This is a genomic window from Paenibacillus humicus NBRC 102415, from assembly GCF_004000905.1.
Taxonomy (GTDB): domain Bacteria; phylum Bacillota; class Bacilli; order Paenibacillales; family Paenibacillaceae; genus Paenibacillus_O; species Paenibacillus_O humicus.
On record NZ_BIMD01000004.1, the window covers coordinates 1 to 12046 of the forward strand.

Consider the following 12046-nt stretch of genomic DNA (forward strand, 5'->3'; position numbering starts at 1 on the left):
ATCTTCGGCGACGTCGGAGGAGGTCGCGTCTCTGAGCAGCGAGCAGCTCGGCGTAAGCGAAGGGCTTGTGAATCTATCCTCCAAGCTGGAGGAAGTGTCGCGTTCGCTGCAGAAATCTCTGGAGAGGTTCCGGACGGAATAGGAACACGGCCAAGCAAGAAGCAGAAGCAGAAGCAAGAAAGAAAAAGAAGCAAGAAAGAAAAAGAAGCAGAAGCAGAAGAAGCAGAAGCAGAAGCAGAAGCAAGAAAGAACATGAAGCCCCTTTGCCGAGAGCAAAGGGGCTTTGGCTTTGTTCGTTTTCCTGCTGTTAGCCGAACGGTCGATGGGGAATGCTGGAATACAGAATCAATCGATTTGATATTCGGAGGCCATCCTATGTCCGTACGCCGCTTGAGAACCGCTGCTTGCTTGATTACGTTCGTCATGCTTGTATGCATGGCCCGCCTTGCCTGGATTGATCTCCTTCCTTCCCGACACGCTTCCGGCAGTCCGGCTGGCGGGCAGCGCCGGCCCGCCGGCCCGCTGCAGCTGCACAGCCAAAGCCTCCGGCTTGATTCCGGGAGGGGAGACTTTCGCGACCGTTCGGGGCTGCCGCTGACGGGCTTCTCCTACCGCTCGCTTGCGCTGTTCCCCTTGCCTTCATCGGCGAGCAGAGGAACGGGCAGAGATCTCTCCGTCCTCGCGCGGATCATGGGCATCGGGAGGGAGGAGCTGACGAAGAAGCTGTCCGCCCTGAAGTCGCCTGAATTCTGGCAGGATGCCGGGTCGGGAATTCCGCGCCGGCTAAGCGCTGCGCAGGAGCGGGAGCTGGCCGGCCTGCGGATCGAAGGGGTGGCGGTGCTGCCGTTTCGGGCGCGGTATCCGGAAGGGGAAAGCGGAATCCAGGCGATCGGTTATGTCAGCGAAAATCCGGATCGGATTCGGGAATTGTACGCCAAGCAGCTGCAAAAGGGCAAGGCGGCCCTTTCCGATGTAACGGGTGGAGCGGGTCTGGAGCTGTCGCTGGATAAAGTGCTGAGAGGAACGGGTCCGTCCTACGCCCGATATTTCACGGACGGAGGAGGGGCTCCGCTCAAGGGGCTGGACATGACGCTCACGCGCCCGTCTACGCCTCTCTATCCGCTTCAAGCCGTCACCACCATCAGCCTTCCCTTGCAGCGGGAGCTGGAAAGGATGGCCCGTCTGGAAGGGCTCGCCAAAGGGGCTGTCGTCGTGCTGGATGTCCGCAATGCCGACATCGTTGCGATGGTATCGATGCCTTCCTTTGACCCGCTCAAGCTGGACGGCTCCCTGTCCGGGACGGAAAATCACGGTGTCAAAGCGTTCACGCCGGGCTCGATCTTTAAATTGGTTACGGAAGCGGCGGCGCTGGAGGCAGGCGTGACGAGCGAGGGAGAGAGGTTTTTCTGTCCCGGCCAATATGGCCGTTACGGACTATCCTGCTGGAAAGAGGGGGGGCATGGACTCGTTACGCTTCGGCAAGGACTGGCGCAATCCTGCAATATCGTTTTTGCCGGGCTCGCCGAGCGGCTGACCCCCTCCCAGATCCGGATCACCGCAGACCGGCTCGGACTTGGCAAGAGGGTAGGCTGGAGCCTGGAGAACGGAGAAGCCGCAGGGCCCCTCAAGGGTCCGCTGCGGCTTCTGTGGGAAGAAGAATCGGGCCAAGTGTTCCGCCAAGGGGGAACGCCGGGCGAACGGTCGAGAGGCGAGCTTGCCCGGACGGGAATCGGCCAGCAGGATGTGCTGGCGTCCCCGCTTCAGGCGGCCAATCTGATGGTCACTCTTCTGCATGGCGGTCAGGTCCTCGAGCCGAGGCTGCTCCGGGAAATCCGATATGCGGACGGGCAGCTGCTGGCCCGGATGCCGGCCCATGAGCTGGAGTCGCCGTACGGACGCATAACCCCGGCTACGGCGGCAGCTCTGCGCAAAGGCATGGAGGCGGTCGTAAGCGGAGGGACGGGACGTTCCCTGCAGCGCAGGTCCTGGCAGCTGGCCGGCAAGTCCGGGACAGCGGAGACAGGACGGCCCGGACAGGGCAACCATCAATGGTTCGCCGGCTACGGCCCTGTCCGCAGCCCCCGGTATGCCGTCGCGGTGCTGGCCGAGAACCGGCCGGAGGGCAGTCCGAATCAGGCGGCGAGGCTGTTCGGCAGCGTCATGGATGCGCTGGCTGCCTGGGAAGCCTCCGGCGCGGAGCGGCTGCCTTGACGGGAATCGCTTGATATCGAGCCGAATTTCAATGGCCGAGCAAGGCCAAGCTAAGGCCAAGCTAAGAGCTTAACTTTAGGCCGAACTTTTTTTCCGGCGATTGTCGGGACTTCCCCGATAGTTTCACGCCTCTGCAGGCGGATCGGGCCTTCCATAGTCGGGCAGATCATATTCATCCTTGGGCGGAGTGATCCATCGCCTCAGATAGCCCTGATCGTACAACGCTTTGACAAGAATGAGAAGCACGGGCGAGAGGATGACGCCGGCGACGCCGAATAGCGACAGGGAGATGACCATGAACGCCAGCATCGTGAAGGCGGAGACGCCGAGCGTATCTCCGGTAATGAGCGGCTCCAGAATCTGCCGGGCAAGCACGATGACGAGGAACAGGACGGTCAGCCAGATGGCCAGATTGAAATCCCCGACAGCCAGCAGATAGATGATCCAGGGAATGAATACCGTTCCGACTCCGAGGAGCGGCAGAATGTCGAACACAGCGGCAAGCACCGATATCGTGAGCGCGTTGTCGACTCCGAGCAGAAGGAGGGACACGAATACGACGAGGAAGGTGATGGAGATCAGCTTCATCTGCGCTTTCAAGTAAGCCGTAATGCCCGAGAAGACGTTGAGGCGCAGAAATTCGAACGCTTTCTTGAACGTCCGGGGCGTTTTGTCCCGGGCGATTTTTTTCCAGTCGCCGATCTCGATGCTGAGGAAATAAGCGAGTATGATTCCGACGATAAAGTTAAACATAAAGGCGGAGACCGAGGACAGGTATCCCGCCGCGCTGAAGAGGAAGCCTTTGGCTACTTTTTGTCCCCACAGGGTAAGGGAGTCGACGTATTCCTGCAGCTTGTCGACCGATCCCGGAGGCAGGGCTCCTACCTGCTCCTTGAGCCAATCCGATCCGGCATTGACCTTGGCGACGAGCATGCTCTGGTACTCCGGAAGCTTGTCCGCAAGCGCGGTGGCTTCCTTGACGACGATATAGCCGGCTCCAAAGAACAGGCCGAGAACGAGCGCGGAGAAAATCAGGATGGAAACGGCCGAGGCCAGAGACTTTTTGATGCCGATCCGGTTCAAGGCTTTGGCCAATGGCTCGATGATGACGAAGATGAGCAGCGAGAGGAAGATCGGGGCTGCGATGGAATACAAAAAGCTGAATAATAGCATGATCAGGTAAACCGTGAGGACGATCAGGCCGATGTCGAAAGCCGTCCTCCAGTACTTGCGGTAAAAGGTCAGCATGCTGTCTAGTTCTCCTTCTCCAGATATCGGTGTACGAGCATATTTCTGTCTGTATTGTACTATAGTTTTAGAGATGATAGGCTTTTTTTGCCCGTGGACTATGGTACAATGGATGTTGACTTCAATGGACTTCCGGAGGGCTTGTGTCCGGAATCGACAGAATACAGAGAATATGGTGGGGAAAAGAACATGGAGAATTTGCTTGTCTGGGGATTCTACTTTTTGACGCTGTATGCTTTTCTCCCGGGGCTGGTCAGCCGCATGTTCGGATTCCGAGTGTTCAAAAAAGGCCTCACGGAACGGGAGATCGCCTTGACGTTCGATGACGGGCCCGATCCCGTTTATACGCCCAAGCTTCTCGATTTGCTCGCCAGGCACGGAGCCAAGGCGACTTTTTTTGTCGTCGGATCCCATGCGGAGAGACACCCGGAGCTTCTTCAGCGCATGCGGGACGAAGGGCATACGATCGGAATCCACAACTATGTGCACAAGACCAACTGGCTGATGAGGCCTGCTACGGTGAGAAAGCAGATACAACGGACGGCGGAGATCATCGAAGCGGCAGCCGGGCTGAAGCCGGCCTACTACCGCCCGCCGTGGGGAATTGTGAACCTGTTCGATTTCTCCAAAAAAGGCCAGTATAAAATCGTGCTCTGGTCCGGCATCTTCGGCGACTGGAAAGCCCACGATAATGCCGATCGGCTCACGGAACGGCTGCTCAAGAAGCTGAGGCCGGGCGAGGTGGTGCTGCTGCACGACTGCGGGCTCACTCTAGGCGCGGATGCGGAAGCCCCGGCGCAAATGCTGGAGGCGCTGACCGTTTACCTGGAGGAAGGAAGCCGTCGAGGCTTCCGATTTGTCGGAATCGAGGAGATGATGGCGATCACGGACAAGGCCAAGGAAGCGAGGCCGGGCCTGATCGGACGGGCGGCGGCATGGACATGGCTGCAGTACGAGAAGCTGTTCCACCTCGCATTCCGGCTGAAGGCCGTTCGGGGCTCGGGAGACAGGACGGTCTTCTACTACCGCAAGACGACGTACAACGGTCCCGAGGTGGAGCTGAAGGAAGGCGCGGTCATCCGCAAAGGCGACTCCGTCGCCGAGATTCATCTCGACAACGACATGCTGCGCAGGGTATCGGGACGCTCGGCCTCCCCCATGGCCGTCATCATCCACTTGATCCGAGAGATGGAGACGGCGCTTCCCGCCTTGTCGAGGCAGGTTCTGAACGATCCTGAAACGAGCTCCGTCAAGGCTATTTATGGCGTCACCATGATCCATAGGGGAACCGACAGGCTCGGGTTCCAGGTATTCGACCTTCCTGAGAATTTATTTGCCAAAGCATCCCGAATTTATCTTCGTATTCTGTTCCGGGTTCTCACGGCAAGGCCGAAGAAAAAAGCCGCCGGCCGCAAAGGCAAGGCAAGAGACAAAAAGCCGATGACACCGCGCATGCTGCTGATGTCGCGCGAGGATATACTGCGGCATGCCGCCCGGACGCCATCCTCTTCCCGCGATGCGGACAGCCCGCAAACGGCCAGGCAGCCGAAGGGCTCCGCGGCTGTTCCGGCCGCCGAGCCGGGAGCCTCGGTCGAGCCGGTCGCGAGCGGAAGCCCGAGCGCTTCCTGAAGCTCGGCTCATTGGGCCGGCAAGACTGCTTTTCGGAGCGCAGCTCTCTCCGTGAAGCAGTCTTTTTTTGTGTCCTTAATCCATTGGACTTTCGGGCGGGAAAGGCTCTATGATGGGAGAAGCGGGAAGGAGAGGAAACAATGAGCGAAACGGCTTGGGAGGAGCAGCTCCTCCAACGGATAGCGGCGAAGGACAGCGATGCTCTCGAGCAGCTGTATGATCGATACGAGCGGCCCGTATACTCCTTTGTCTACCGCATCGTCGGAGACGTCATGGCGGCGGAGGAGATCGTGCAGGAACTTTTTTTCAAAGTATGGAATCATGCCGATTCATTTGACATGAACCAGCGCACCGGCAAAGTGAGCACCTGGATATTCACGCTGGCCCGCAACCTCTCCATCGACTGGATCCGCAAGCGCGACCGCCGTCCGGCGGCGTCGGGGTCCGAGGAGGACTGGCAGGGGGTCAAGGACCCGGAGACGACGGAGCAGGCCGCGATGGACAGGCTCATGGCGGAGCATGTGAAGGAAGCGCTGGCGGAGCTGAACGAGGAGCAGAAACGGGTGCTGGAGTGGGTTTATTACGGGGGATACACGCAGCAGGAAATTTCCGAGCTGCATCATATTCCGCTGGGCACCGTCAAAAGCCGGGTCCGGCTTGCGCTTAGGCAGCTGCGCAAAAGTCTCGGGGAAGTCTGGAGAGAGGGGGTTCGATCATGACAAGCCAGCCATATCAGCCGCATGGCAAAAACACGGAATGCGACAATGTGGAGCTGTACGCGGCAGGAGCGCTTGACGCCGCCGAGCGCGCCGCATTCGAAGAGCATCTGGAACAGTGCGCTGAATGCGGCGCGGAGCTGCAGGAGCTGCGGAAGCTGATGAATCTGCTGCCGCTGGCGGTCGATCCGGTCGAGCCTCCCGAGGGAATGAAGAAACGAGTGCTGGGAGCGGTGCTCGGCCGAAGCGGCGCTCAGGAGCCGGGCTTGGGAAGGCAAGTCGATGCAGCCAGGGCGGAGGTCGATAGTCCTGATGAGGAGGCTTCCGGGCGCCGGCGGACTGAAGCTGGTTCCGCAAGCAAGAGGAGCGCGGACGCAGGCTCAGCGGCTTGGACTTCGAACGCCGGAAGCGGCAGAAGGACCGCTGCAGCCGGCGGACGCAGGCCGCGCCTGGTGGCGCTTCTGGCCGGAGCGGCAGCGGTCATGCTGCTTGTCTGCGGCACCCTCGCCCAGCGCATGGACAGCCTCAGCAAAAGGAATGAGCTGCTTTCGGGCGAACTTGAGGCGGCCAAGCAGAATCTGGTGCAGGCCCAGTCGGAGCTGCAGGAAGTAATGAAGCCGTCGGCCGACGCGGCGGTGAGCCAGATCATCTCGCTCAAGCCGGTCAAGAATATGGTCGCCAAAGGGCAGGCCTACATCGTCGTGGATGCCAAGGGCACGCACTTGATCGTGCAGGCCAGCAAGCTTCCGGCGCTTAAGGACAGCCAGGCTTTCCAGGTATGGCTCATCAAGGGCGACAAGCCTGTGAATGCGGGCACGTTCAAGCCGGTGAACGGCTCCGGCGCCATTACGTTCACCTTCCAGCCGGATTCCTTCGATCAGGTGGCGATCACGCTGGAGCCGGATGCGTTCGGCACCGCGCCGCGCGGCACGATGGTCATGGCCGGAGGCTTGAAAGCTTGATCTGCACCATGGAAACGGAACGAAAAACAATCCCCCTGCGGCAAGCGCAGGGGGATTGTTCGGTTATGGCTTGAATTAGATTCTCATGACGCCGCCGGTGCTGGCGGAAGTAACCAGATGGGAGTAGCGGGCGAGGTAGCCGCGCTTGATCTTCGGCTCGAAGCCGGCCCATTCGGCGCGGCGCTTGGCCATTTCCTCGTCGCTGATCTCCAGCTGGATCGTCCGGTTGTTCATGTCCAGCTCGATGATGTCGCCGTCGTTGACGAAGGCGAGAGGGCCGCCGTCGGCTGCTTCAGGCGAGATATGGCCGATGCTGATGCCGCGCGAAGCGCCGGAGAAGCGGCCGTCGGTGATGAGGCCGACCTTGGCTCCGAGTCCCATGCCCACGATCTGGGATGTAGGGGCGAGCATTTCCGGCATGCCGGGACCGCCCTTCGGTCCTTCGTAGCGGATGACCACGACATGGCCTTCCTTGACGAGACCTTTGCTCAACCCTTCCAGAACCGCGTCCTGGGAGTCGAAGCAGATGGCCGGTCCGCGGTGGTAGCCGCCGACGGATTTGTCTACGGCGCCGACCTTGATGATCGCGCCGTCCGGCGCCAGGTTGCCGAAGAGGACGGCCAGGCCGCCGCGCTCGGAATGCGGGTCGTCGATCGGACGGACGACGTCGCGGCGCTTCACTTCCGTATTCTCGACGTTCTCGCGGATCGTCTTGCCGGTGACGGTGATGCATTCCGTGTGAAGCGCGCCTTCCTTCTTGAGCAGCTCGTTCAGAACGGCGCTTACGCCGCCGGCGTCATGCACGTCCTCCATGTGGAGGTCGGAGGCAGGGGCCAGCTTGGACAGATGCGGCACGCGGTTGGCGACCTCGTTGATGCGGGCGATCGGGTAGTCGATGCCGGCTTCATGGGCGATGGCGAGCGTGTGCAGAACGGTGTTGGTGGAGCCCCCCATGGCCATATCCAGCGCGAAGGCGTTGTCGATGGCTTCGGCGGTTACGATATCGCGCGGACGCAGATCGAGCTCGATCAGCTTCATGAGCTGGCGGGCGGATTCGCGGACGAAATCCTTGCGCTCCGGCGAGACGGCGAGAATGGAGCCGTTGCCTGGAAGAGCGATTCCGAGCGCCTCGGCGAGGCAGTTCATGGAGTTGGCCGTGAACATGCCGGAACAGGAGCCGCATGTCGGACAGCCGAACTGCTCCAGCTCGGTCAGGCCGACCTCGTCGATCTTGCCGGCCATGAACTGGCCGACTCCCTCGAATACGCTCGTCAGGGAAATCGCGCGTCCATCGCTGGTGCGTCCGGCCTTCATCGGGCCGCCGCTCACCATGATGGACGGGATGTTGACGCGCAGCATGCCCATCATCATGCCAGGGGTGATCTTGTCGCAGTTGGGGATGCATACCATGCCGTCGAACCAGTGCGCGTTGACGACCGTCTCGACGGAGTCGGCGATGATCTCGCGGCTGGCGAGCGAGTAGCGCATGCCGATGTGGCCCATAGCGATGCCGTCGTCGACGCCGATCGTGTTGAACTCGAACGGCACGCCGCCGGCTTCGCGGATCGCTTCCTTGACGACTTTGCCGAACTCTTGGAGATGCACGTGGCCTGGAATAATATCGATGTAGGAATTGCAGACGGCGATGAACGGCTTGTCGAAATCTTCTTCCTTGACGCCGGCGGCGCGCAGCAGGCTGCGGTGCGGAGCGCGGTCGAAGCCCTTCTTGATCATATCGGAACGCATTTTCTTCGGTGCCATGACTGTCCCTCCCAGGAATAACATCGTTCTATGATTCTACCATAGTAGGGAAGGCTTGACTACAGATTGCCGCATTGATGCTTCGCTTCGATGATGCGGCCGCAAAATGAAGAACATGCCTCGGTTTTTACCGGCCGAAAGCGGTTTAATATCAATCAGAGCCTTTCATTCCGTCCATTGCCAAAGGAGGCAAACCCATCCATGAGTCCCATTCACCGTTTCTTCGTCCGTCCAGCATCCCCCGGCGTCCGCAAGCTGAAGCCGGCCGCCGCAATCGCAGCGGCCGCTCTTGTTGCCGGAGCAGGACTGCTGGCTCCCGCTCAAGCCGAGGCGGCAAAGGATCTGCCGAAAATTTTAATTAATGGCATCAGCTACGACATGAACCATGATCCGGTCATCGAGAAAGGCAGAACCCTCGTCCCGCTCCGCGGCGTGTTCGAAGCGATGGGCGCTCAGGTGGACTGGAACCAGTTCGACCAGAGCATCAAGGCGACGAAAGGGACGATGACGATCGAGCTGACCGTCAACAAGACGGCGGCCTCCATCAACGGCAACAAGGTCGAGCTGGACGTGCCGGCGCGCAACCTGAGCGGGGCGACGATGGTGCCGCTGCGGTTCGTATCCGAGTCGCTCGGCGCCTATTGCTGGTACAACCCGGACCAGAATCTGATCAACATTACGGATAAGGCGGCCAGCGACAAGAGCTGATCTCCTTCCCCGCATCCGCGGCCGTATGGAGAACCCCGTCCCTGCATGGCGCAGGAGCGGGGTCTTTCTGCTGCATGTTAAAGGAAACCTAAAGGAAAGCTTAAACCTGTCTGACGATTGGCCGCCATGCCTTTCAAGCCGCCCGGCTCTGCGGTATAGTGGCTGTAAGGGGTGGTATCGGTTGTGAAAAAGCTGCTGATCGTCGACGACGACCGTGAAATTGCAGAATTGATCCAAATTTATCTATCCAATGAAGGCTACCAGACGGCAACCGCCCATGACGGCGAGGAAGCGCTCGCGCTGCTTGCGGACGGGTCCTACCATCTGGTCGTTCTCGATATCATGATGCCGAAGCTGAGCGGCCTCGAGGTATGCCGAAGAATCCGCAAGGACCACGAAGTTCCCGTTCCGATCCTCATGCTGAGCGCCAAGGCCGAGGACATGGACAAGATCATGGGACTCATGACGGGAGCGGACGACTACATGGTCAAGCCGTTCAATCCGCTGGAGCTGGTCGCAAGGGTGAAATCGCTGCTCAGGCGGGCTTATCAGTATCCGAAGTCCTCGCAGGCCGGAGGCGCGGATGCGGAGGAGGCGGTCGACCTCGGGCCGCTGCGCATCGACAAGAGCACCCATGCCGTCGTCCTGCGCGCGGACGGCAGGCAGATGCATCTGACGAGCACCGAGTTCGCCATTCTTCATCTGCTCGCCTCGCATCCGGGGCGGGTATTCAGCGCGGAGGACATCTTCCAGCAAGTATGGAAAGAGAAGTTCTACGAGTCCAACAATACGGTTATGGTCCATATCAGCAAGCTGAGGGACAAGCTCGAGCAGGAAACCGGAGACAAGTTCATCGTGACCGTATGGGGGGTAGGCTACAAAATTGAAGGATGACAATATCGTCAAGGACATGACGGTCCGCCTGCTCGTCCATCTGGCGGCAAGCGCGGCGCTGGCGGTCATCACCTCCGCGCTCGTGGTCATCGCCGCCGAGAGGCTGGCGGTGACGTTCCCGTCGCTGCGCTCCTTCGCCCATCTGATGATCGACCAGCTGGGCGATTTTACGCTCGTCATTCTGGCTCTGATCCTGTTCCTCGTTTATCTGCTGCTGCTGCAGCAGCGGCAGTTCCGGTATTTCCGCGACGTCAGCCGCAGCGTCCGCTACATCGCCGACGGGCATTTCGGCTACAAGGTTCCCGTCCGGCAGAAGAACGAGCTGGGAGATCTCGCTTCCTACATCAACTATCTCGTCCACAAGCTGCAATTATCGCTGGACGAGGAGCGCAGGGCGGAGCAGACCAAGAGCGAGCTCATCACGAACGTCTCCCATGACCTGCGCACGCCGCTCACCTCCATCATCGGGTACCTCGGGCTGATCCAGCAGGACCGGTGCAGGGATGAAGTGGAGCTGCGCCATTATGTCAGCATCGCTTACGAGAAGTCCAAGCGGCTTCATGTGCTGATCAACGATCTGTTCGACTACACGAAGATGAGGTATGAGACCGCGCCGCAGCGCAAGCTGACCTTCAATCTGACGGAGCTGCTCCGTCAGCTGCTGCTGCAGTACCGGGTGCCGCTGGAGGAGGCGGGCCTGGACACGGAGCTGAGGGCGCCTGCCGACAAGCTGATGGTGACGGGAGATTCCGACAAAATGGTGCGCGTATTCGAGAATCTGCTCGCCAACGCGATCCGATACGGCAAGGATGGCGGCAGAGTCGATCTGATCGCTTCGGCATCCGGAGGCGAAGCCGTGGTCGAAGTGGTCAATTACGGGGAAATGATTCCGTCCATCGATCTGCCGCACTTGTTCGACCGGTTCTACCGGGTCGACAAGGCGAGAGGCGACGGCAGCGGCGGCACCGGACTCGGTCTGGCGATCGCCAAAGGCATAGTAGAGCAGCATGGAGGAACCATATCCGCGGCAAGCGATCCCTTCATGACGAGCTTCCAGGTCAGGCTCCCGCTGGCCGGCGCCGCTGTCCCGCAGGCGGAAAAGGGACGCGAAACGACAGCATTAGACGCTCTTTAGGATTTCTTAAGAAATTTTTAGGATTACGTTACGGTATGCCTTTCCCGGCTCGGCTACAATAGGAGCAGACAACGACGCTGAGGAGGGGACGTCCTTGAGGCATCTGTGGATGATGGTCATGGCATGCGCGGTTATCTTGATGGCCGTTCTGCTGGTAGGCGGAGACGGCGGCAAAAACGTGGGATTGGTCGATATTCTGCTGCGGATCTGGTAGGGATGCAGCCGTTCGCGAGTGTCGATAGATCGAAGGGAACAGCATAGCGGCATGAAATCGGGAAGCTTCGCTTAAGGCGCAAGCTTCTTTTTTTGCACGGAGCGAAAGGTTTAATGATGTTAACTTTCCTTACATAATATGTTTACTTCCGCCTCCGGCGTGACTATAATGGAACTAATTCTGGCATAAGGGGTGAAAGGGATGCAGTTGACCGAGCGGGAAAAAGAGAAGCTGCTCATTACCATGGCCGCCGACGTGGCTCGCAGGCGGCTTGACCGGGGGGTCAAGCTCAATTATCCCGAGAGCATCGCGCTCATTACTTCCGAGATCATGGAGGGTGCCCGAGACGGCCTTACGGTGGCGCGCCTGATGGAATACGGCACGCGGATCCTGCGCCGGGACCAGGTGATGGCAGGCATACCGGAGATGATCCATGAGGTTCAGGTCGAAGCGACCTTCCCTGACGGGACGAAGCTCGTGACGGTGCACCAGCCCATATCGGGCTGATCGTCCGGCAGCAGCCGAAGGGCGGATCGAGGACGGCTGCCGCTGCTGCAGGCGCCATGCT

The 12046-nt window shown here is 59.8% G+C and carries 10 protein-coding genes; 8 read left to right on the plus strand and 2 right to left on the minus strand.

The window, feature by feature from the left end; translation table 11 throughout:
- The first annotated feature begins 375 nt into the window (after window positions 1-375).
- The gene (locus tag PHU01S_RS04090) at window positions 376-2211 is read left to right on the plus strand and encodes a peptidoglycan D,D-transpeptidase FtsI family protein (RefSeq protein WP_127506317.1); all 1836 of its coding nucleotides are present in this window, start codon (window positions 376-378) and stop codon (window positions 2209-2211) included.
- A 123-nt stretch (window positions 2212-2334) separates the two neighbouring features.
- Here PHU01S_RS04090 and PHU01S_RS04095 read toward each other — a convergent pair whose 3' ends face one another.
- Window positions 2335-3459, minus strand: a complete 1125-nt coding sequence (locus PHU01S_RS04095; RefSeq protein ID WP_049867805.1) for an AI-2E family transporter — start codon at window positions 3457-3459, stop codon at window positions 2335-2337.
- A 189-nt stretch (window positions 3460-3648) separates the two neighbouring features.
- Here PHU01S_RS04095 and PHU01S_RS04100 point away from each other — a divergent pair, with 189 nt between their 5' ends.
- The 3 genes from PHU01S_RS04100 to PHU01S_RS04110 all read left to right on the plus strand — a co-directional run bounded on the left by PHU01S_RS04100 (window position 3649) and on the right by PHU01S_RS04110 (window position 6766).
- Entirely contained in the window at window positions 3649-5088 is a 1440-nt protein-coding gene (locus tag PHU01S_RS04100; RefSeq protein WP_049867804.1) for a polysaccharide deacetylase family protein, read from the plus strand.
- Window positions 5089-5228: 140 nt separating this feature from the next.
- Entirely contained in the window at window positions 5229-5807 is a 579-nt protein-coding gene (locus PHU01S_RS04105) for an RNA polymerase sigma factor (protein ID WP_021877850.1), read from the plus strand.
- Entirely contained in the window at window positions 5804-6766 is a 963-nt protein-coding gene (locus tag PHU01S_RS04110) for an anti-sigma factor domain-containing protein (RefSeq protein WP_049867803.1), read from the plus strand. Before PHU01S_RS04105 ends, PHU01S_RS04110 begins: the two co-directional genes overlap by 4 nt.
- Window positions 6767-6841: 75 nt before the next feature.
- Here the strand turns inward: PHU01S_RS04110 and ilvD are convergent, their stop codons facing one another.
- Window positions 6842-8527 (minus strand): dihydroxy-acid dehydratase, encoded by a 1686-nt coding sequence (ilvD, locus tag PHU01S_RS04115; protein WP_232313321.1) that lies wholly within the window; start codon window positions 8525-8527, stop codon window positions 6842-6844.
- A 201-nt stretch (window positions 8528-8728) separates the two neighbouring features.
- Between ilvD and PHU01S_RS04120 the strand changes: the two genes are divergently transcribed.
- From PHU01S_RS04120 to PHU01S_RS04135, 4 genes are all read left to right on the plus strand, one after another.
- Window positions 8729-9235 (plus strand): copper amine oxidase N-terminal domain-containing protein, encoded by a 507-nt coding sequence (locus PHU01S_RS04120; protein ID WP_048749623.1) that lies wholly within the window; start codon window positions 8729-8731, stop codon window positions 9233-9235.
- A 183-nt stretch (window positions 9236-9418) separates the two neighbouring features.
- Entirely contained in the window at window positions 9419-10129 is a 711-nt protein-coding gene (locus PHU01S_RS04125) for a response regulator transcription factor (RefSeq protein WP_048749621.1), read from the plus strand.
- Window positions 10119-11264 carry a sensor histidine kinase gene (locus tag PHU01S_RS04130; protein WP_021877856.1) on the plus strand — a complete coding sequence of 382 codons (1146 nt, stop codon included), beginning with the start codon at window positions 10119-10121 and terminating at the stop codon, window positions 11262-11264. Before PHU01S_RS04125 ends, PHU01S_RS04130 begins: the two co-directional genes overlap by 11 nt.
- Before the next feature lie 415 nt (window positions 11265-11679).
- Window positions 11680-11985 (plus strand): urease subunit gamma, encoded by a 306-nt coding sequence (locus PHU01S_RS04135; RefSeq protein ID WP_048749618.1) that lies wholly within the window; start codon window positions 11680-11682, stop codon window positions 11983-11985.
- Window positions 11986-12046 lie beyond the last annotated feature (61 nt).